Annotated in this window: 20 protein-coding genes and 1 tRNA gene; 7 read left to right on the forward strand and 14 right to left on the reverse strand. The window is 64.4% G+C overall.

Features of this window, described 5'->3' with window-relative positions; translation table 11 throughout:
• On the reverse strand, positions 1-354 hold a 354-nt coding region (locus tag NMQ16_RS14665; RefSeq protein WP_257081588.1), incomplete at its 3' end, for a cold-shock protein.
• Positions 355-593: 239 nt separating this feature from the next.
• Here NMQ16_RS14665 and NMQ16_RS14670 point away from each other — a divergent pair.
• Entirely contained in the window at positions 594-1,274 is a 681-nt protein-coding gene (locus NMQ16_RS14670; RefSeq protein WP_257081589.1) for a hypothetical protein, read from the forward strand.
• An 86-nt stretch (positions 1,275-1,360) separates the two neighbouring features.
• Here the strand turns inward: NMQ16_RS14670 and NMQ16_RS14675 are convergent, their stop codons facing one another.
• Positions 1,361-1,789, reverse strand: a complete 429-nt coding sequence (locus NMQ16_RS14675) for a helix-turn-helix domain-containing protein (protein ID WP_257081590.1) — start codon at positions 1,787-1,789, stop codon at positions 1,361-1,363.
• Between NMQ16_RS14675 and NMQ16_RS14680 the strand changes: the two genes are divergently transcribed.
• Positions 1,788-2,222 carry a DUF2938 domain-containing protein gene (locus tag NMQ16_RS14680; RefSeq protein WP_257081591.1) on the forward strand — a complete coding sequence of 145 codons (435 nt, stop codon included), beginning with the start codon at positions 1,788-1,790 and terminating at the stop codon, positions 2,220-2,222. The two genes, NMQ16_RS14675 and NMQ16_RS14680, sit on opposite strands and share 2 nt — an antisense overlap.
• Here the strand turns inward: NMQ16_RS14680 and NMQ16_RS14685 are convergent.
• From NMQ16_RS14685 to NMQ16_RS14715, 7 genes are all read right to left on the reverse strand, one after another.
• Positions 2,196-2,942: a transposase gene (locus NMQ16_RS14685; RefSeq protein ID WP_306441845.1), complete on the reverse strand. Its 747-nt coding sequence runs from the start codon at positions 2,940-2,942 to the stop codon at positions 2,196-2,198. The genes NMQ16_RS14680 and NMQ16_RS14685 overlap by 27 nt on opposite strands.
• Positions 2,943-3,238: 296 nt before the next feature.
• Positions 3,239-4,213 carry a hypothetical protein gene (locus tag NMQ16_RS14690; protein ID WP_257081593.1) on the reverse strand — a complete coding sequence of 325 codons (975 nt, stop codon included), beginning with the start codon at positions 4,211-4,213 and terminating at the stop codon, positions 3,239-3,241.
• A 389-nt stretch (positions 4,214-4,602) separates the two neighbouring features.
• The gene (gene cynS, locus NMQ16_RS14695; RefSeq protein WP_257081594.1) at positions 4,603-5,046 is read right to left on the reverse strand and encodes a cyanase; all 444 of its coding nucleotides are present in this window, start codon (positions 5,044-5,046) and stop codon (positions 4,603-4,605) included.
• A 30-nt stretch (positions 5,047-5,076) separates the two neighbouring features.
• Positions 5,077-5,940: an ABC transporter ATP-binding protein gene (locus NMQ16_RS14700; protein WP_257081595.1), complete on the reverse strand. Its 864-nt coding sequence runs from the start codon at positions 5,938-5,940 to the stop codon at positions 5,077-5,079.
• 1 nt (position 5,941) lies between these two features.
• Positions 5,942-6,793, reverse strand: a complete 852-nt coding sequence (gene ntrB / locus NMQ16_RS14705) for a nitrate ABC transporter permease (RefSeq protein WP_257081596.1) — start codon at positions 6,791-6,793, stop codon at positions 5,942-5,944.
• Positions 6,790-8,151, reverse strand: coding sequence for a CmpA/NrtA family ABC transporter substrate-binding protein (locus NMQ16_RS14710; RefSeq protein ID WP_257081597.1), 1,362 nt, complete (start codon positions 8,149-8,151; stop codon positions 6,790-6,792). Before NMQ16_RS14710 ends, ntrB begins: the two co-directional genes overlap by 4 nt.
• 24 nt (positions 8,152-8,175) lie before the next feature.
• Positions 8,176-8,970 (reverse strand): DJ-1/PfpI family protein, encoded by a 795-nt coding sequence (locus NMQ16_RS14715; protein ID WP_257081598.1) that lies wholly within the window; start codon positions 8,968-8,970, stop codon positions 8,176-8,178.
• A 214-nt stretch (positions 8,971-9,184) separates the two neighbouring features.
• Here NMQ16_RS14715 and NMQ16_RS14720 point away from each other — a divergent pair, with 214 nt between their 5' ends.
• Positions 9,185-9,859 carry a PEP-CTERM sorting domain-containing protein gene (locus NMQ16_RS14720; RefSeq protein WP_257081600.1) on the forward strand — a complete coding sequence of 225 codons (675 nt, stop codon included), beginning with the start codon at positions 9,185-9,187 and terminating at the stop codon, positions 9,857-9,859.
• A 1,079-nt stretch (positions 9,860-10,938) separates the two neighbouring features.
• Here the strand turns inward: NMQ16_RS14720 and NMQ16_RS14725 are convergent.
• A complete protein-coding gene (locus NMQ16_RS14725) occupies positions 10,939-11,205 on the reverse strand; it encodes a hypothetical protein (RefSeq protein WP_069037785.1) in 267 nt (88 codons plus the stop codon).
• Between the two features lie 178 nt (positions 11,206-11,383).
• Between NMQ16_RS14725 and serS the strand changes: the two genes are divergently transcribed.
• The 3 genes from serS to NMQ16_RS14740 all read left to right on the forward strand — a co-directional run bounded on the left by serS (position 11,384) and on the right by NMQ16_RS14740 (position 14,173).
• A complete protein-coding gene (gene serS, locus NMQ16_RS14730; RefSeq protein WP_257081602.1) occupies positions 11,384-12,664 on the forward strand; it encodes a serine--tRNA ligase in 1,281 nt (426 codons plus the stop codon).
• A 100-nt stretch (positions 12,665-12,764) separates the two neighbouring features.
• Positions 12,765-12,854, forward strand: a tRNA-Ser gene (locus NMQ16_RS14735).
• Between the two features lie 362 nt (positions 12,855-13,216).
• Positions 13,217-14,173, forward strand: a complete 957-nt coding sequence (locus tag NMQ16_RS14740; RefSeq protein WP_257081603.1) for a methyltransferase domain-containing protein — start codon at positions 13,217-13,219, stop codon at positions 14,171-14,173.
• Positions 14,174-14,207: 34 nt separating this feature from the next.
• Here the strand turns inward: NMQ16_RS14740 and NMQ16_RS14745 are convergent, their stop codons facing one another.
• Entirely contained in the window at positions 14,208-16,358 is a 2,151-nt protein-coding gene (locus NMQ16_RS14745; protein ID WP_257081604.1) for a PAS domain S-box protein, read from the reverse strand.
• Between the two features lie 288 nt (positions 16,359-16,646).
• On the opposite strand from NMQ16_RS14745, the gene NMQ16_RS14750 reads away from it, so the two are divergent.
• Positions 16,647-16,886 carry a hypothetical protein gene (locus NMQ16_RS14750; protein ID WP_257081605.1) on the forward strand — a complete coding sequence of 80 codons (240 nt, stop codon included), beginning with the start codon at positions 16,647-16,649 and terminating at the stop codon, positions 16,884-16,886.
• A gap of 4 nt (positions 16,887-16,890) precedes the next feature.
• Here NMQ16_RS14750 and NMQ16_RS14755 read toward each other — a convergent pair whose 3' ends face one another.
• The 3 genes from NMQ16_RS14755 to NMQ16_RS14765 all read right to left on the reverse strand — a co-directional run bounded on the left by NMQ16_RS14755 (position 16,891) and on the right by NMQ16_RS14765 (position 19,180).
• The gene (locus NMQ16_RS14755) at positions 16,891-18,087 is read right to left on the reverse strand and encodes a GTP-binding protein (RefSeq protein WP_257081607.1); all 1,197 of its coding nucleotides are present in this window, start codon (positions 18,085-18,087) and stop codon (positions 16,891-16,893) included.
• 84 nt (positions 18,088-18,171) lie between these two features.
• A complete protein-coding gene (locus NMQ16_RS14760) occupies positions 18,172-18,414 on the reverse strand; it encodes a hypothetical protein (protein WP_257081608.1) in 243 nt (80 codons plus the stop codon).
• Between the two features lie 64 nt (positions 18,415-18,478).
• Complete coding sequence (locus tag NMQ16_RS14765; protein ID WP_257081609.1) at positions 18,479-19,180, reverse strand: HAD family phosphatase; 702 nt, start codon at positions 19,178-19,180, stop codon at positions 18,479-18,481.
• Between the last annotated feature and the right edge of the window lie 3 nt (positions 19,181-19,183).

Here is a 19,183-nt window from a genome sequence, read left to right on the forward strand (position 1 = left end):
GCGCCGCGCGTGTTCTTGTGGGAGCGGCGGCCTCGCCGCGATCGTGCGGCGATGGTCGCTGATCAAAGTGAAGATCGCGGCGAGGCCGCCGCTCCCACAGGTTCTGCTCCGCACGCGATACCAGTCTAACGAGGCCTCGCTCACAAGGCGACGATCCGATAGTCCGACGGTGCAGTGGCCCTGCGCGTCGGTCTGCACCTCGAACAGCAGTGTTTCACCGTTCATCGGCCGGCGCCCGTCGCGCGGGAGGGCGGAAATATGCACGAACACTTCGCCGCCGCCATGGGTCGGTTCGATGAACCCGAACCCACGGTCGTCGTTCCACTTCGCGAGCCTGCCTTCGATTCGTGTCATAACGATCCGCCGGGTGTCCGTGCGCCGCTGAATGCATGAGATCGGAATTATGCTTCACGGATCGGCCTGTGCGCCTGAGCCGTTCTGCCCAGCTGTCGCGGGCGGCGTTTCTGCAAGAGCGGGCACAGGGGCCGCTCCCGCAGGTTCTGCCCGGCATGCCGTGCTGCTGCAGCGCTGCGCACCGCCTGCCCTTCGGGCATCATCTGCGGCGCCCGCCTCGCTCCGAGATCGAACCTGCCATGCATCCATTGCTGATCGTCCTTGCCGTCGCCCTCCTGGGCGTGGCGCTGGTGTTCCGCTTCCGCTACGTCGCGCTGCGCCGGGAAGCGCATATCCGCCATGCCGAACTGCCCAAGGGCCTGTTCGAGAAGCTGCGTGCGCGTCACCCGCAACTGTCGCCGAAGGACTGCCAGCTGGTGGCGAACGGACTGCGGCAGTTCTTCCTCGCGCATCTGAAGAGCGGCCGCAAATTCGTTGCCATGCCCAGTCAGGTGGTGGATGACCTGTGGCACGAATTCATTTTGTGCACGAAGAATTACGACACCTTCTGCCGCCAGGGCTTCGGCCGCTTCCTGCACCACACGCCGGCGGTGGTGCTGACCGACGACCGGATGAAGAACGCAGGCCTGCGCCGCTGCTGGTGGTCCGCCTGCCGCGAAGAGAACATCGACCCGCGCGCGCCGAGCCGTCTGCCGCTGCTGTTCGCGCTTGACGCCAAGCTGAACATTGCCGGCGGCTTCAGCTACGTGCCGGACTGCGGCGGGGTGCGGCGTGCGGGCGCAGACAGCGGCGGCAGCACACCGTATTGCGGCAGCGACTTCGGCAGCGACGGCGTTGACGGCAGCACCGATGGCTTCGGCGACGGTGATGGCGGTTCGGACGGAGGCGGTTGCGGTGGCGGTTGCGGTGGCGGCGACTGAGGAGGGAATCCGATGCTCAGGGTCTGCCCGCCGTTGTTTTGTGATGACATGGTCCGCCACCGTTTGTCTGAAGAGAGCGGCAAGACTTACGCGCCTCCGCGGGGAGCGAGCCGCCGCTGTTTTGTCTCCAGTGCACCGGCGGACGCGGCCTTCAGCAGCCGCTGGAATGAAGGGCACTCGGCATGGCTCGTCGCGGGGCAGGCCGCAGCGTGCCGCAGCCCCTCGATCATGGCCTTCAGACGCCTGACCATGCGTTCGAGCTCGTCGGCCTTGGAAGAGAGCAGGGCGCGGTCGATGTTCGGCTCGCCGCCGGGCGTGAACATCACGCGGATCTCGTCCAGCGAGAATCCGGCCGCCCGTCCCAGTGCGATGAGCGCGAGCTGGTCGAGCACCGCCGGCGAGAACTTGCGTCGGGCGCCATCGCGCTCCAGCGAGCGGATGAGGCCCTTGCGTTCGTAGTAGCGCAGCGCGGATGCGGCCACACCCGATTTCCGGGCGACTTCCGAAATGTCCATGAAACCCCTTGACTTGAAGTCGACTTCAACTTTTATCATGGGTTTGACACGTTCGGATGTCAATGAAATCAAGGAGTCTTCGATGCTTTCCTCCCATGTCATCGGCCACATCGCACTCGTCGGAATCGGCGCTACCGCAGTGATGGATGCCTGGCTGCACCTGCTCGCGCGCCTGGGTGTTCCGACCACCAGCTTCGCCCTCGTCGGCCGCTGGGTCGGCCACCTTCGCCGTGGCCGCTTTGCGCACGCAGCGATCTCGAAAGCCGAGCCGGTCGAGTTCGAACTCGGTCTGGGCTGGCTGACCCACTACCTCATCGGCATTGCCTACGCGGGGTTGCTGGTCGCCGTACAGGGCGCTGCCTGGCTGGTAAATCGGGGACAGACCACGGTTTCGACTGACCTCCTTTCAGAGCAGGTCACCCGACGGAGGTGAATCGCGGCGCGGAGGTCGTCCGGGTGTCCCGGGAGAGGCGCGCCGCCCGAGTGCGCTGGCTACTTCGGCGGCAAAGCGGTCGTTGCCGAGAGCGAAGTTGCCGTTCGTCGCCGTACGGATGGTGTCGGTCATTTCCTGCCCGAGTGGTTCGCTGAAAAGCGCGCGATACGCGGCCTGCCGCGATTCCGTCGTGTCGCCGAGGGCAAGGTAAGTCGGGTGAGGCGTCAGCAGGGTATCCGCCACGCCGTGAGCATGGTGTGCGTAGCTGGACCATCGGTAGTCAGCGGGTTGTTCGACCATGCGCGCCCGCACCGGATTCAGTTCGATGTATCGCTGGCAAGCCAGGAAGTAGCTCGAGGTCTGCACCGGGCAGGAGCGGAAGCGTCCTTCCCACAAGGTGCCGGTGCGGCGATACGTACGATTCACGTATTGAACGTAACGCTGTCCGAGCGCCTTCATCATCCGTCCGGGTGCCTTCGCTTCATCCGCGGTGATGAGCAGATGAACGTGATTGGTCATCAACACGAAGGCATGAACGCGACAGCCCTGCCGTCGCGCATGATCCTCAAGCCAATCCAGGTAGAAGCGACAGTCGTCTGGTGAGTAGAAGCAGGCCTGGCGGTTGTTACCGCGCTGGATCAGGTGCAGTGGAACGCCAGGGAGTGATAGACGGGCACGGCGAGGCATTGCCTTGGTCTGGTACGTAAATTCCCAAAGCATACGCGGACAGCGTATCCGACGCCATCGACAGCGCGCCAATCAGAGCATGAACGCTGCCTACGGCGGGGAAAACGTGGTCTGTCCCCTATCGTGTCCCCTATTGTCCCCTATTATTATTATCGTGGTCTGTCCCCTATTGGTCTGTCCCCTATTGTTGCTTATAGACGTAGACGTAGACGTAGACGTAGACGGGCACGGCGAGGCATTGCCTTGGCTTGGTATGGAAATGCCTAAAGCATACTCGGAACGCGTGTCCGACGCCATCAACAGCGCGCCGGCGAGAGCATGAACGCTGCCTACGGCGGGGAAAACGTGGTCTGCCCCCTATTGTTCCTGACCAGCAGGCTTCCCATCTCGGTCGTTGAAAACGGGATTGCGCAGCATTGCAACTGGTTCGAAACGTAGAAGAACATGCTTCCATCGGATTGCTCGCCAGGAAGACGCATGCCGCTCTCCGCCAGGGGGGCGCAGCCTTTCCGATATCCACGCATGACGGCCTTCATCGGATGCGCATCTGAAAGGCGTTCATTCGCCACCTTGTAGAAAAAGTCCCGGACGACCTCATCGTCCCAGGTGCCCCCCGTAGTTTTCGTAACGGCCATCGTGCCGTAGGTGGGTGGCATCAAGAATATTGTCTTTGCCAACAGGCCTCGATCGAGAATTTCTTTCACTTCCCAAAGGGTTCCCGGGGTCGGCCAGGGCATGACAAAGATATTCGTGGCGCGCGCCATCAGGTCGGCAACCTTCGATTGCCATTCATCGTCAGGCACACGGATCATTCCGCCGCCGCCGAGATGCGTGTCCAGCCTGTCGCCAACCGACACCAGAATTCCACGCGTGCCCAGCGTACTCGCGAGCAGGTCGAAAAGCTCCACCGGCTCGCGCAGGTCCGCCGGATCGTAGTTCTCGAACATCCTCTCGAACTGCTCTTCATGACCTTCGATATTTCGCGAACCTGATGGCAACACAGAAATGAGCGCGTCAAGCTCAAATGGTCGAAGAAGAAGGAAGAACGCGTTCTCGCCCGCGCAGACTTCCTCGGCAAGCTTGTCTCTGCGCCGGGTCGCCAGTCTCGAGCCGAACCAGTGAGGGCGGAGGTTGCTGACGAGCAAGCAGCTCAGAAATGCAAATATGAGCCCAAGGAAGATGTAAAACCGGGCGTCCCCGAGATTGAAAAGAACCAGGGTCACGATGATTGCGCCGATGAACGCAAGTGCGGTCAGCAGAACAATGGGTGTCAGATAGTAGCCATGCCGCCTGTGCGCGCCCATGGGGCTTGGCCGGACATAATGTATGTCGACTGACATTGGATTCCGGATCTCCGTGTGCCACCAATCTTTGCTTGGGGAACAAAAGGGGAGGGTTCACGATAGTGGAAAGCAGATAGAGAATCGCGGCCTGTTCCCTGACCTTCTTCGCCCCCGAATTTTCTGCCGCATATTCATAAGGGTTGTCATCGGCTGCTTGAGGGTGCCTGCCCCACGCAATCCTTTCCCTTTCGATGCTTCATGACTACCCCCAAAATACCGAAAAAAAGTTGTACCCGTGTTTTCGCGCATACCTGCCCAACGTGAACGACAAAGCCGCATGACCCGCTCGGGGGCCTGCGGCTTTTGATCGCTGTCGGCAGGATGCGGCTGGAGCAGCCGCATCGTGAGGATCAATACGTCTTGTACGGCAAAAACTTCCCGCTCATCGTAATGCTCACCCGATCCCCCGCCGGGTTGGCTTCCCGTGCCAGGTCCATCTTGAAGTCGATGGCGCTCATGATGCCGTCGCCGAATTCTTCGTGGATGAGTGCCTTGAAGGTGGTGCCGTACACATTGATCAGTTCGTAGAAGCGGTAGATCAGCGGGTCGGTCGGGACGGACGTGGGCAGCGAGCCCTTGTAGGGCACGACCTGCAGTTGGGTGACGGCGTCGGCCGGCAGATCGAGCATCTTGCCGATGATGCCGGCCTGTTCGGCGGTGAAGGTCATCTGGCCGAGCAGGCCGGCGGTGACCCATTCCTTGCTGAGGCCGATGGCGCTGGCGATGTCGGCCCACTTCAGGCCCTTGGCAACCTTGGCTTCGACGATGAGGTCGGTGACGTCTTCGCGTTTCATGTGCTTCTCCTTTGGATGGTTGAGGGTGGGTCAGGCGGCCGCGCGGGCGGGGGCGCCGGGGTACACGAGGGGCGGGTTTTTCGGGTCCCAGTCGGCGCCTGGCGCGAAGGCGCGCGAGCGCTTCACGAGGAAGTCGACAAGGTGGTTGCGCAGCGGGTAAAACTCGGGCTGCTGGTGCAGGGTTTCGCGGTCGCGCGGGCGCGGCATCGGGTTGACGACGATTTCAGCGATCTTGGCGCGCGGGCCGTTGGTCATCAGCACGATGCGGTCGGCCAGCAGGATGGCTTCGTCCACGTCGTGGGTGATCATGAACACCGTCTGCTTCGTGGCTTCGACGATGCCGATCAGCTCGCTCTGGATGCTGCCGCGGGTGAGCGCGTCGAGCGCGCCGAAGGGTTCGTCGAGCAGCAGCATCTTGGGCTCGATCGAAAACGCGCGCGCGATGCCGACGCGCTGCTTCATGCCGCCGGACAGTTCGGCCGGCTTCTTGTCGATGGCGTGGCCCAGATGCACCATTTCGAGGTACTTCACCGCGTGCGCGCGCACCTGTTCGCGGCTCCATTCGGGGTGGCGGCTGCGCACGGCGAATTCAACGTTCTTCAGCGCGCTGAGCCAGGGCATCAATGCATGGCTCTGAAACACCACGCCACGGTCGAGCGACGGGCCGCGCACTTCGCGGCCGTCCATGATGACGTGGCCGGCGGTGGCTTCATCCAGACCGGCGAGGATGTTCAGGATGGTGGTCTTGCCGCAGCCGGAGTGGCCGAGCACGCAGACGAACTGGCCGCGTTCGATGCCGAAATGCACGTCTTCGAACACCGGATCGGGATCCGGGTTGCCGGCCTGCGGAAACTGCCGTTTCAGGCCTTCGATCTTCAGGAAGGGCTGGGTCATTTCACTCTCTCCAGGAAATGGCGCGCGCGACCCAGGCCAGCAGGTGGTCGAGCAGCATGCCGACCAGCCCGATCAGCAGGATGGCGGTGATGATGTTGGTGATGGAGAGGTTGTTCCACTCGTTCCACACGAAGTAGCCGATGCCGGTGCCGCCAACCAGCATTTCGGCTGCGACGATGACCAGCCAGGCGATGCCGATCGAAATGCGCATGCCGGTCAGAATGGTCGGTGCGGCCGCCGGCAAGATGACCAGGAAGGCGCGGCGGATCGGTTTCACTTCGAGCGTGCGCGCCACGTTCAGCCACTCGCGGCGGACGGAGGCGACGCCGAACGCGGTATTCACCAGCATCGGCCACAGCGAGCAGATGAAGATGACGAAGATGGCGGAAATGCCCGAGTCCTTGATGGTGTAGAGCGCGAGCGGCATCCAGGCCAGCGGCGAAATGGGCTTCAGGATCTGGATGAAGGGGTCGAGCGCCTTGTAGACCAGCGGCGACATGCCGATCAGGAAACCGAGCGGGATCGCCACCAGCGCGGCCAGCAGGTAACCGCCGAGCACGCGGGCGATCGAGTAGCCGATCTGGATGCCCAACCCCTTGTCGTTGGTGCCGCGGTCGTAGAACGGGTCCAGCACGTGTTCCCAGATCTTGGCCGCCACCTCGCCCGGGCCGGGCATGGCCGACTGCCCACCGGTGGCCGCTTCCGCGCCGAGCAGCGCGGCGTACTCGGGGTCGACCGCCGGCCCGGCGGTGGGCGCCGCCGTGGTCGAGGTCGCGAGGTACCACACGCCGACGAACAGCGCGAAGAACAGCACCGACAACAGCGGTGCCAGCCAGGGCTTGTTGCGCGTCATGCAGATACCTTCCGGATCTTGAAGCTGTTCAGGTATTCCTCCGGCTTGGCCGGGTCGAATTCCTTCTTCATGACCGTGAACTTCTTGGTCGTGCTGGCGGGCACCGGCAGGCCGACTTCCTTCATCAGCGCCGCGGCGTCGGTGGCGAGGAACACCTCCTTGGCGATCTTCTGGTAGTCGATGTCGCCCTTGATCTGGCCCCAGCGCTTCATCTGCGTCAGGATCCACACGGCGAAGGATTCCCACGGGAAGGGCTCGAAGCCGATGCGCCCCGGCACCTTCTGGATGCCGCCGAGACCGTCGGCGTAGGTGCCGGTGAGCACCTGTTCGACCACGGTGACCGGCTGGTTCAGGTAGTTGGCCGGCGCGATGGCTTCGGCGATCTGCTTGCGGTTGGCCGGGTTGCTGGCCGTGGCGGTGGCGCTGATGACGGCGCGCAGCAGGGCCTTGTAGGTGTTCGGCATCGTGGTGACGAACTCCTTGCTGGCCGCAAAGGCGCAGCACGGGTGGCCTTCCCAGATGTCCTTGGTCAGCACGTGGATGAAGCCCACGCCGTCATATACCGCGCGCTGGTTCACCGGGTCAGGCGCGAGGAAGCCGTCGATGTTGCCGGCGCGCAGGTTGGCCACCATTTCCGGCGGCGGCACCGAACGGATCTGCACGTCGGCGTCCGGGTCGATGCCGTGCTCGGCCAGGTAATAGCGCAGCAGGTAGTTGTGCATCGAGTAGTCGAACGGCACGGCGAACTTGAAGCCCTTCCAGGTCTTCGGGTCGCGCTTGTCCTTGTGCTTCACCGCCAGCGTGATCGCCTGGCCGTTGATGTTCTCGACCGCCGGCATCGTCCAGGGGATGGGGTTGGAGCCGGCGCCGACCGAAATCGCCAGCGGCATCGGCGACAGCATGTGGGCGGCGTCGTATTCCTTCGCCAGCGACTTGTCGCGGATGACCGCCCAGCCGGCGGTCTTCACGACTTCCACGTCGAGACCCTGCTTCGAGTAGTAACCCAGCGGGTGCGCCATGATGATGGGCGTGGCGCAGGTGATGGGGATGAAGCCGACCTTGAGCTTGGTCTTTTCCAGCGGGCCGGGCGAGGCGAAGGCGTCCTTCACGGTGCCCAGCGGCAGGAAGGTGGAGATCGCCGCCATCGCGGTGCTGGTGCCGACGGCGCGGATGAAGTTGCGGCGCGTTTCGTCGTGCGGGAACAGCGCACGCATCACCGCGCCTTCGACCACGCGGTCAAGCATGGCTTCTTCCGACAGCAGTTCCGCCTGTTCGTGTTCGGCCTGGCTGTGGTGACGCCCGCACGAGCAGCCGCTGAGTTTCACGTTGGCGTCGAACGGATTTCTGAATGTGCTCATGGACGATCTCCTCGGAAGGGGGGCTTACTGGGAAAGAGGGGCGGGCTGGGAAAGTGGGACGGGCTGCGGTACTGACTGCGAAAGCGTTGATTGCGGCGAAGGCGACTCCGGCTTCGCGTGGCACGGAACCGGATTGGGTGCGTATTCGATGTCGTGTGCGTAGGTGTCGTAGGCGGCGGTGTATTCCATGCAGCGCGCCACCTCGCGGATGAAGCCTTCGTCATAGCCGGCGCGGCGCAGCAGGTGAAAGCCCAGTTCCATGCCCGAGGCGATGCCGCCGGCGGTGACGATGCGGCCGGCGTCCACCACACGGGCGCGCGAAATGCGGCAGGCGGGCGCAATTTCGGCCAGTCGGTCGATCGGCACCTTGCCCAGGTGCGACGCTTCGAGCCGGTCCGGCTCCTTGCGGTTGGTCGCCGGAATGCCGTCGAGCAGGCCCATGTGGCCGTAGATCCAAGAGCCGGTGCACACGCTGGTCAAAAGGCAGGTCGCCGGCAGGGCGTCGATGTAGTCGTGGAGACGTGTATTCCAGGTTTCCTGCCGCGTGCCGGCGCCACCCGGAATCAGGAAGGCGTCCATCGCCGGCTGGTCGGCGAAGCTGTAATTGGGCAGCACGGTGAAACCCGCCTGCGCCTGCACCGGCCGCATCGCATCGGCGATCAGGAACACGTCCAGTTCCGGGTCGAAGCGCCGCGCCACCGAAAACACCCCGTGCGGCGCCGTGAAGTCGACGATCTCGGCGTCCTTGAACACATAGACGCCAAGCCGGAAGCCGCGCTTGCGTTGCGACATCATCGGAAGGTTTGCCGGTCGGTTCATGGTGCCCATGCTAGGCAGCCATGCACTGACCCGGTATCACGACAGATGTGATTGTCGTGTAGTGCGTGCACTACAGTGCATGCGGGAAGCGTGTCGCCCCGTTTTACAGTTCGCGCGCAGCATGGCGATTGAACCGTATTTATTTCAATCACTTGCGGGCTGCGGCCTGCTTTTTGCTGTCATGTCGCACCTTCAGGCCCACAAGGAGTGCTTCATGACGTGTCACCGGATTCCGCCCCTGCTTGCCACGCTCGGACTGACCGCGCTGCTGGCATCTGCACCGGCGGCGGCCGCAACAGGCGTGCTGCTCGATTTTTCCGGCAACATCTGCGGCAACGACGGTAATCAGGTCTGCACGAGCGGCCTGGTCATCGGCCAGGGCTACGGCGACATCGCCGGCGTGCTCGACGTGTCTCATCGAACACTGCTGGCGAGCACCGGCCAGACGTCTGCACCGAGCCTGAATTTCTGGGCGGAGGGCTACAGTGGTCTGGTGGATGTCGCGTGGGGTGGCTTGAATTCTTCGCAGTACAGCGCCGAATTCACCTTCACGCCGGGGAGCGGGCGCGTCGTCACGCTGAACTCGATGGATTTCGGCGATTACCTGAACCGCGATGACGGCTCATCCGCCGTCGTGCTCGATCTGCTCACCGGCGCCACATTGTGGAGTTCCGGCGCCTTCGACGCCGGTCTGACGCCGATCAGCTTCATGCCCGGCGTGTCGAGCGCCAACGGACTCGTGCTGCGCTTCGGCCCCGACAGCTTCAATACCGGCATCGACAACATTTCGCTGACCGTCTCCGCGGTGCCCGAACCGGGCGTCTGGGCCCTGTTCGCAGCCGGGCTCGCCCTGGTCGGCGGGCTGAGCCGCCGGCGTTCGCGCGGGTAACCATTCGGGGCGAAGTGCCGATCGCGGCGAGGCCGCCGCTCCCACAGTTCGGTCGCTGTCACAGGGGGGCGCCTCAACGGCGGGTCGCCTCGACACGTCAGTCGCGCCCACCGTTCAGTCACGTCCACAGGCGGCCGCGGTTTTTGTGGGAGCGAGCGCCGCTCGCGATTCCGCGCGTAGAACATGCGCCGTCACCTGGGCGAAGTGTGGATCGCGGCGAGGCCGCCGCTCCTACAGTTCGGTCGCTGCCACAGTGGGTCGCCTCAACGGCGGGTTGCCTCGACAGGTCAGCCGCGTCCACCGTTCAGTCACGTCCACAGGCGGCCGCGGTTTCTGTGGGAGCGAGCGCCGCTCGCGATTCCGCACGTAGAACGTGCGCCGTCACCTGGGCGGAGTGCGGATCGCGGCGAGGCCGCCGCTCCTACAGTTCGGTCGCTGCCACAGTGGGTCGCCTCAACGGCGGGTTGCCTCGACACGTCAGCCGCGTCCACCGTTCAGTCACGTCCACAGGCGGCCGCGGTTCTTGTGGGGGCGAGCGCCGCTCGCGATTCCGCACGCAGAACGTGCGCCGTCACCTGGGCGAAGTGCGGATCGCGGCGAGGCCGCCGCTCCTACAGTTCGGTCGCTGCCACAGTGGGTCGCCTCAACGGCGGGTTGCCTCGACACGTCAGCCGCGTCCACCGTTCAGTCACGTCCACAGGCGGCCGCGGTTCTTGTGGGGGCGAGCGCCGCTCGCGATTCCGCACGCAGAACGTGCGCCGTCACCTGGGCGAAGTGCGGATCGCGGCGAGGCCGCCGCTCCTACAGTTCGGTCGCTGCCACAGTGGGTCGCCTCAACGGCGGGTTGCCTCGACACGTCAGCCGCGTCCACCGTTCAGTCACGTCCACAGGCGGCCGCGGTTTCTGCGGGAGTGAGCGCCGCTCGCGATTCCGCACGTAGAACGTGCGCCGTCACCTGGGCGAAGTGCGGATCGCGGCGAGGCCGCCGCTCCCACAGTCCGGTCGCTGCCATAGTGGGTCGCCTCGACAGGTCAGTCGCGTCCACAGGCCGGCCGCCGCTCGCGCGGGCTTTTGTGGCCTCAGTGCAGCTCGGGACGATGCACGGTGCAGAAGCGTTCGATCGCGGCCTTGGTGCGTTTGCGCTGATCGAGGTCAAGGTGCTCGGACGCCTGCTTGTCGGCGTCCTGCAGGATGCGCAGCATCAGATCGGCACCGCCTTCGCTTTGCAGCATGGCGCCCGCCAGCGTGGCGGCGAGCATGGTCGGCAGACCGGTGTAGTCGGCGAGCACGCCGACTTCCAGTTCGCTCAGATTGCTGTGGTCGAGACAGTCTCGAAGTGAAAGCATGACGATTGCGTGAGAAGGGGAAGGCTTCTTTACTATACCGTTGCAGGCGGTGGTCGCTGTTAGAATTTTGTGTTGCAACGTGTGCACGATGATCGTGCCGGAACGCCCTGCGCACGCGGTGTGTGAGGGCCCGGCCCGCGTGCCCGCGCTCCGACTCCACCGCTACAGGTTCACATTCATGCTAGACGCCCAACTGCTGCGCAGCCAGCTCGCTTTCGTTCAGGAACGCCTCGCCACGCGCGGTTACACGCTCGACGCCGCCCGCTTCCAGTCGCTGGAAGAGGAACGCAAGCGCATCCAGACCGATACCCAGGACCTGCAGGCCAAGCGCAATGCCGCGTCGAAGCAGATCGGCCAGCTGAAGGCGAAGGGCGAGGACACGTCGCCGGTGATGGCCGAAGTGGCCGGGCTGGGCGATGCGCTCAAAGCCGGCGAAGAGCGCCTGGCCGTGGTGCTGGCCGACATGCAGGCCTTCGTGGCCTCGCTGCCCAATCTGCCGCACGAGTCTGTGCCGGTCGGCAAGTCCGAGGCGGACAACGTCGAGGTGCTGCGCTGGGGCACGCCGCGCAGCTTCGATTTCGAGGTGAAGGACCATGTCGACGTCGGCACGGCGCTCGGCGGCCTCGACTTCGAAACCGCGACCAAGATCAGCGGTGCGCGCTTCACGCTGCTGCGCGGCGGCATCGCCCGCCTGCACCGCGCGCTCGCCCAGTTCATGCTCGACACGCACACGCTGGAACATGGCTACACCGAGCTGTACGCGCCCTATATGGTCAACGCGGAGAGCATGTTCGGGACCGGACAGCTGCCGAAGTTCGAAGAGGATCTTTTCGCCATACCGCGTGGCGACGGCAGCAAGTTCTACCTGATCCCGACCGCCGAAGTGCCGGTGACCAACATCGTGCGCGACACGGTGCAGTCTGCCGCCAGCCTGCCGCTGAAGTTCGTCTGCCACACGCCGTGCTTCCGCTCCGAAGCCGGCTCCTACGGGCGCGACACGCGCGGCATGATCCGCCAGCACCAGTTCGACAAGGTCGAGCTGGTGCAGATCGTCACGCCCGACCAGTCGTGGGCGGCGCTCGAAGCGCTGACCGGCCACGCGGAAACCATCCTGCAGCGGCTCGAGCTGCCTTACCGCAAGATCGCGCTGTGCACCGGCGACATGGGGTTCGGCGCGGCCAAGACCTACGACCTCGAAGTGTGGCTGCCGGCGCAGAACACCTACCGCGAGATTTCGTCGTGCTCCAACTTCGAAACCTTCCAGGCCCGCCGCATGCAGGCGCGCTTCAAGAACGAACAGGGCAAGAACGAAATCCTGCACACGCTCAATGGCTCCGGCCTGGCAGTCGGCCGCACGCTGGTGGCGATCCTGGAGAACTATCAGCAGGCGGACGGCTCGGTCGTCGTCCCGCCCGCGCTGCGTCCGTGGATGGGCGGTGTGGAACGCATCGGCACCTGAGCGCCGATCCGGCACAAATGCGCGCGCCCGCTTTTCCGGCGCCGCGCACCCTGTGCTACACTGCGCGCCGCTTCACGACCATGAAGTGCCGCAGTACCCCGGAGAGGTGGCAGAGTGGTCGAATGTACCTGACTCGAAATCAGGCGTAGGCGCAAGTCTACCGTGGGTTCGAATCCCACCCTCTCCGCCAGACATCAAGCAATCAAGCGCCCTGCGGGGCGCTTTTTTGTTGCCCCTGCAGTGTCCGTGACTCGCATTCCCCGACGCTTTTCCCCGAATCAAGCCGCGCGCCTTGCGCGCTCGGCTGATCATCGCTGTTCGATCCCCGCACCGAGCGCGCAGCGCTGACACGGCAAACGCAGCTGGCACAGTTGCTGCAAAGGAGAGTCCGTCACCGGTCGCAACGGCCGCCGGTGGCGGCGCTCCGGTCTCCGGCGGCCAGTTTCCGGCAGATGTTGCCGGCAAACCTGATCCGACGGCAGCCTCGACCGGCAAGGGCGCGCCGATCCAGGCCGAACCAACGATTTCGTGAAGGGGCTCGACATGTCTTTGATGGAACCCGCAGTCCGATTCCTGCGCCCGCAGGCCGATTCCTCGTCAGAGGCCGTGCTGCGCGAGGAGATAGCCGAGCCGCATTACCTGGGCCAGTTCATTCCGCTGCACTACCACCACAACATGCTGATGGACGCCAACCGCATGGCCAATTTCAAGGCGGCCATCGACCACGTGGTGTTCCCGGGGGCGCGCGTGCTCGAACTGGGCGGCGGCACCGGCGTGCTGTCTTGCTTTGCGGCGGCGCACGCGAGCAAGGTGTGGTGTGTCGAATACAACCCGGACATGGTGACCGAGGCGCGCCGACTGCTGGCGTACAACGCCAACGGCCACAAGGTCGAAGTGGTGCATGGCGATGCCTTCGAGTACCTGCCGCCGGAGCCGGTCGATGTCGTGATCTGCGAAATGATCCACGTCGGCATGCTGCGCGAGAAGCAGGTCGAGGTGATCAATGCGTTCAAGGCGCGCTACCGCGCGCGCTTCGGCGACCGCCTGCCGGTGTTCATTCCGACTGCGGCCGTGATGGCGGTCCAGCCGCTGCAGCAGACCTATGATTTCTTCGGTTTCCAGGCGCCGATCATGCAGTTCCAGCGCGTCGGCGCGGTGCATGAAGGGTCGCTGGAACTGGCCGATCCGCAGGTCTACAGCGTGCTCGACTTCGACGACAGCGTGTCGCCCGACATCCGCTGGACCGGCTGCTTCACGATGGAGCAGGACGGCACGGTGAATGCGCTGCGCTTCGTCACCAAGAACGTCCTTGCGATCCGCGCCGTCGAAGGCGACACGGTGGACTGGCTCAATGACTATCTCGTGCTGCCGCTTGATGCACCGATCAGCCTGAAGGCTGGTGAAGTGCTCGACGTGAGTTTCAGTTATCAGGCGGGCGGTTCGCTGCAATCGCTGGCGCGCACGCTGCGTGCCTCGGTGGCCTGCCGCGCGGCCCGGCAGGTGGCGTGATCGCGTGCCCGTCGCCGTTCGGCCCGGACGCGGCTCAGCCGCGGGCGGGCGGGCTGCGATCCTGCGCGATCAGAACCTCATAGCGGTTGCGGCCATTGTGCTTGGCGCGGTACAGCGCATCGTCGGCACAGCGCAGAAGGGCGGAAAAATCCTTGCTGTCGGCACCGATTTCACTGATGCCGATGCTCACCGTGTAGGGCGCAAGTGCGCCGTCGAACTCGGGTGGCGTGGCGGCGATGCATTCCATCAGCCGTTCGGCAAAGGCCTGTGCGCCATCAAGCGAGGTATGCGGAAGCAGTACGGCAAATTCCTCGCCGCCGACGCGCCCGGCCGAATCGGAATCGCGCAGCAGGCTGGACAAGGTGATCGCGAAATGGCGCAGCACGGTGTCGCCGCCGGCGTGACCGTAACGGTCATTGATCGCCTTGAAGAAGTCGAGGTCGGCCATCAGCACCGCGAGCGGTGTGTTGTAGCGCTGCGCACGCGCGAATTCCTCTTCGGCGATTTCGAGGAAGTGGCGCCGGTTTGCGAGGCCGGTCAATGCATCGGTGTTGGCCAGGATGCGGATCGCTTCTTCGGCCAGCTTGATGCTGGTGATGTTTTCGTGGCTGACCAGCACGCGCTCGCGCTGCGCGTCCATCGGGGTCACCTTCATCGTGAACCACTGCCGCTCACTCGGGCAGTGGCAGGGGTAGTCCATCTGGAACAGCGGGCTGCGCCCGGCCACGACGGCTTCGATGCCGTCGCTCGCGGCTTTGGCATAGGCCTCGTCCGGTCCGGTCACATGCGCGAGCACGTTGAGGTAATTCACGCCATTGAACGACTTGCCGTGGGCGTAGCCGCCCCGCTCGGCAAACCGCCCCCAGCTGGCGTTGGTTTCGACGATGACGCCCTTCCGGTCGAGCACCGCGACATGCGAAGTCATGGCATCGAGGGCCGCCGCCTTCATCTGCCGGTCGGCCAGCAGTTCCGCTTCGAGTCGCTTGCGATCCGTGATGTCGATGAACATCAGCACGATGCGCGAGAAGCGGCGTGAGGTGTCGAATTCGGGGTAGGCATGTACCAGTGCCCAGACTGGCGGGACATCGTCGGAACACTGGATGCTCATCACCAGATCGGTCAGTTCGCGGCCGGAATGCCGCACGCGCTGGATCAGGTCGTTCTCGAGTGACATCGGGCTGCCGTGCTCGTCGCGGAAGGTACAGCCCAGTTCCGGTACGGACTTGCCGATCAGTGCCTTCGGGTCGGCGCGCAGCATGCGTGAGACTTCCGGGTTGCCGTAGGTGATGCGTGCGTCGGGTGCGCAGATCAGCAACCCGGCGTGCAGGTTGTGCATCAGCAGGCGATGACGCAATTCGCTGTCGGCCAGCGCCGCCTGCGCCGTGCGCTGTTCGTGAATGTCCTCGACCACGGAAATGAAGTGTGACGGTGTGCCATCCGCCTCGCGCATCAGCGATACCGTCAGCCTTGCCCAGCGGGCACTGCCGTCGCTGCGAAGGTAGCGTTTTTCCATCGTGTAGGTGGGGTGGTCGCCGCGCAGCACGCCCTTCATCAGGTCGACATCGGCCTCCAGGTCGTCCGGATGCGTAATCTGCTGAAAGGTGAGTTCGTGCAGCGCGGTGGCCGGGTAGCCGAGGATGGCGCACAGCTTGGGATTCACGCTGAGGAAGTGTCCGTCGAGATCCACCATTGCCATGCCGACCGCGGCCTGTTCGAAACTGCCGCGAAAGCGATCCTCACTTTCACGCAGGGCCTCCAGCGTGCGCTTGCGGTTCGAAATGTCGCGCACGATGCCCAGTACGCTGCGCTGACCGCCGAACATCAGGCGGTTGGCGTTCAGTTCGATCGGCAGCTTTCGCTGGCCGCCCTTGCACAGGAAGCGGACTTCGTAGGTGTTCGGCGGCTCATCGCCTTCACCGATGCGGGCGCGGAAGCGTTCGTTCCAGAGTTCGAGTATCTCGGGCGGGATCACTGCCGAGAAGGGCAGGCCGACGAATTCGTCATGCGTATAGCCCAGCATGCGGGGCAGGGCGGCGTTGGCAAAGACGAAGCGGTAATCCTGCGCGACGAATACGCCGTCGGGCATCTTGTCGAGCAGGGTACGGAACAGCAAGCCGTCCTGATCCGGATCGTTCGAGCCGACCGGGGGATTGTCTACTGTGCCCTTGCGAAGCTTCGTAGCCACGGCGTCCGGTGTCCTCTGGTCGTCGTGCAGCGGCCGCGTTCAGGTTACTGCGGACACTGCATGTGTCAGGTGGCATACGTACCGGGACAATGCATCTGCCGATACGGCACCACGTTGCAGCCTCATGGTGCATCCGGATGCGCTGCAAACACAAGGGCCGCAAAGGCGATCGGGCTCGTTGGCAAGCGGATCTGACGGCAATCACGATTTGCTGCGTACCGCACGGAACACATGCGCGGGCGATTCGCGCTACGCTTGCGGCATTGTGCAATTCCCGGGAGTCGGACCATGTCGAAACACCAGAAGTCGTTCCAGCTGACGATCCAACAGATCGATCTGATCGAAGAGGCCGTGCGCGAGCGGATCGGCATCCTGGCCCATGTCGTGCTGGCGAGCGGTGACGCCAACAGCGAAGAGAGCCGCGCCAACGATGACCAGATCCGCGATCTGAACGAACTGCTCGGCAGCCTGCACAACCAGAAGATCTTCTACAGCCAGGTCAATCGCACGGGCGTGCCCGGCGGCTGACCCGTCAATGGCGGCCCGGCCCGGGGGCGTCGCCCGGGTGGTCGCCGTGCCCGCCTTCATCGTGATCTTCGTGCCACGCCGGCAGCGGATCGGTCAGGTTTGCCCAAGCGTCTTCGCCAAAGGCCATCTCCTCGTCGGTCAGCAGGCATTCTTCGAAGCGGCGCCTGAGTGCGGCCTCGTCCATGCCCATGCCGATGAACACCAGGTCCTGCCGGCGATCGCCCCATCTTTCGTCCCAGCGTGAGCGGATGTGGGCGAGGTGGCCCGCGTCCTTCGGCCACTCCTCCTCGCGCGTGAAACACCACCAGTGCCCGCCCGAGCGCAGGCGGCTGATCGCGCCGCCCTGTTCCCACTCGCCGATGTGACCGTTGCGGCTGGCCAGCCAGAAATAGCCCTTGCTGCGCAGCACGCCGCGCCACTTTTCGTGTATCAGCTGCGCAAAGCGCATCGGATGAAAGGGCCTGCGCGCCTGCCAGATGAAGCTGCGGATGCCGAAGGCGGTCGTTTCGGGAACGGGGGTGCCTCGCATCAGCTGCATCCAGCCGGCGGCGCGGGCTGTGGCGTCGGGGTTGAAACGCCCGGTGCGGAGCACGCTTGCCGAAGCGACTTCGCCGTGCGTAGCCTCGATCAGGTCCGCCCGCGGATTGAGTGCGCGCAGCATGCCCAGCAGGATGCCGCGCTGCTGATCATTTACCAGATCACACTTGTTGAGCACGATCACGTCGGCGAATTCGACCTGGTCGAGCAGTACGTCAACCACGGCGCGCCGATCGTCTCCGACCGGTGCGCCGTGGCCGGCGACCCGCTGCGCCACGGTGTCGCGGCTGAAATAGTCGCGGTAGAAGTTCCACGCGTCGATCACCGTGACCAGCGTGTCAAAGCGGGCGTGCTCGCCCGGTCCTGCGCGGAAGGTTTCGACCATGCCGGTCGGTTCGGATAAACCCGAAGGCTCGATGATCAGCGCGTCGAAGCCGGCCTGTGAAAAGTACGCCGCTGCCGCCTGCATGTCTGACGGCGACAGGCAGACACGTACGTCGTCGGTTGCCGCGCCGGTTGCCGCGTCGATGTCCGCGCTGCGAAGTTCATTGACGATGAGGCCGATGCGCCGGCCGTCGGACTGTGCGCGAAGCCGCCTGAGCAGCGTGGTCTTGCCGGCGCCGGGCAGGCCGGACAGCAGGGTGACGGGAAGGATGGCAGGCATGTCGGTCGTCCGGGCAGTAGGTCGGGTGATGGCGCCGGCCCTGTCCGGACATTCGGGGTCTGTCGGGCAGACCGCTATGCGATGTCAGGACACGGGGAAGAGCGCGTCGAGCGCCGCGATGATACGCAGCGGTTGCGCCGGTGTCAGCGCCAGCGAGCGGTGGATCACGCCATGGCCGGCATTGCCCGGTAGTCTGGCCCCCGGAATGCCGACCTTGCGACGTCCGCTGGCTCGTCCAAGCGCCGAATGTAGATCCTCGTCAGCGGTCACGCGGCGGTTTCGATTAAGTCCGGCATGACGCAGCCCGAGGCGCCTTTCGCATTCCATCGCAAGGGTCCGGGTCGTGCAGCCTGAAGCCGGGCTTACGCTTCAACGCTCGCTCAGTGATCACTCAGTGATCATTCTCGGTGCTGCCATCCGTGGCGCCCGCCGTGTGCAGATGCATGATCGGCCAGCCGTTTGCGCGTGCGTGGGCTTCCAGTGTCGGGTCCGGATCGACTGCAACCGGGTGGTTGACGCGGCTCAGCAACGGCAGGTCGTTCAGCGAATCGCTGTAGAAGACGGTGCGACGGAAACTGCCCATGTAGAGCCCCAGTTCTTCCAGCCAGCGCTCGACGCGCTCGACCTTGCCTTCGCGGAAAGCCGGCGTGCCGCGTGGCTGACCGGTGAATTCACCATTCACCTGCGCCGGCACGGTGGCAATCAGGTGCGGGATGTCGAGTTCGCGCGCGATCGGCCCGGTGATGAAACTGTTCGTCGCGGTGACGATGGCGCACAGCGCACCGGTTTCGAGATGTCCGTTGACCAGGCCGCGCGCGCCGTCGGTCAGGCGAGGGCGAATCTGCTGCGCCATGAATTCCACGTGCCAGGCGTCGAGTTCCTCTCGCCGGTGGCGTGCCAGCGGGGCCAGCTGGAAGTTCAGGAATTCGTGGATGTCCAGCGTGCCGGCCTTGTACTGTTCGAAGAATGTGGCATTGCGCGCTTCGTACAGCTCGCGGTCGAGCACGCCTCTGGAGATCAGGAATTGCGCCCACTCGAAGTCGGAATCTCCGGCGAGCAATGTGTTGTCGAGGTCGAATAGCACCAGTTCCATGGC

The sequence above is a fragment of the Methyloversatilis sp. XJ19-49 genome (assembly GCF_024580145.1).
GTDB lineage: Bacteria > Pseudomonadota > Gammaproteobacteria > Burkholderiales > Rhodocyclaceae > Methyloversatilis.

Coding starts and splice junctions, on each gene's coding strand:
- NMQ16_RS14670 (WP_257081589.1), top strand. CDS start 594: ATGCATCCATTGCTGATCGTCCTTGCCGTCGCCCTCCTGGGCGTGGCG.
- NMQ16_RS14680 (WP_257081591.1), top strand. CDS start 1,788: ATGAAACCCCTTGACTTGAAGTCGACTTCAACTTTTATCATGGGTTTG.
- NMQ16_RS14675 (WP_257081590.1), bottom strand. CDS start 1,789: ATGGACATTTCGGAAGTCGCCCGGAAATCGGGTGTGGCCGCATCCGCG.
- NMQ16_RS14685 (WP_306441845.1), bottom strand. CDS start 2,942: ATGCTTTGGGAATTTACGTACCAGACCAAGGCAATGCCTCGCCGTGCC.
- NMQ16_RS14690 (WP_257081593.1), bottom strand. CDS start 4,213: ATGGGCGCGCACAGGCGGCATGGCTACTATCTGACACCCATTGTTCTG.
- cynS (WP_257081594.1), bottom strand. CDS start 5,046: ATGAAACGCGAAGACGTCACCGACCTCATCGTCGAAGCCAAGGTTGCC.
- NMQ16_RS14700 (WP_257081595.1), bottom strand. CDS start 5,940: ATGACCCAGCCCTTCCTGAAGATCGAAGGCCTGAAACGGCAGTTTCCG.
- ntrB (WP_257081596.1), bottom strand. CDS start 6,793: ATGACGCGCAACAAGCCCTGGCTGGCACCGCTGTTGTCGGTGCTGTTC.
- NMQ16_RS14710 (WP_257081597.1), bottom strand. CDS start 8,151: ATGAGCACATTCAGAAATCCGTTCGACGCCAACGTGAAACTCAGCGGC.
- NMQ16_RS14715 (WP_257081598.1), bottom strand. CDS start 8,970: ATGAACCGACCGGCAAACCTTCCGATGATGTCGCAACGCAAGCGCGGC.
- NMQ16_RS14720 (WP_257081600.1), top strand. CDS start 9,185: ATGACGTGTCACCGGATTCCGCCCCTGCTTGCCACGCTCGGACTGACC.
- NMQ16_RS14725 (WP_069037785.1), bottom strand. CDS start 11,205: ATGCTTTCACTTCGAGACTGTCTCGACCACAGCAATCTGAGCGAACTG.
- serS (WP_257081602.1), top strand. CDS start 11,384: ATGCTAGACGCCCAACTGCTGCGCAGCCAGCTCGCTTTCGTTCAGGAA.
- NMQ16_RS14740 (WP_257081603.1), top strand. CDS start 13,217: ATGGAACCCGCAGTCCGATTCCTGCGCCCGCAGGCCGATTCCTCGTCA.
- NMQ16_RS14750 (WP_257081605.1), top strand. CDS start 16,647: ATGTCGAAACACCAGAAGTCGTTCCAGCTGACGATCCAACAGATCGAT.
- NMQ16_RS14755 (WP_257081607.1), bottom strand. CDS start 18,087: ATGCCTGCCATCCTTCCCGTCACCCTGCTGTCCGGCCTGCCCGGCGCC.
- NMQ16_RS14760 (WP_257081608.1), bottom strand. CDS start 18,414: ATGGAATGCGAAAGGCGCCTCGGGCTGCGTCATGCCGGACTTAATCGA.
- NMQ16_RS14765 (WP_257081609.1), bottom strand. CDS start 19,180: ATGGAACTGGTGCTATTCGACCTCGACAACACATTGCTCGCCGGAGAT.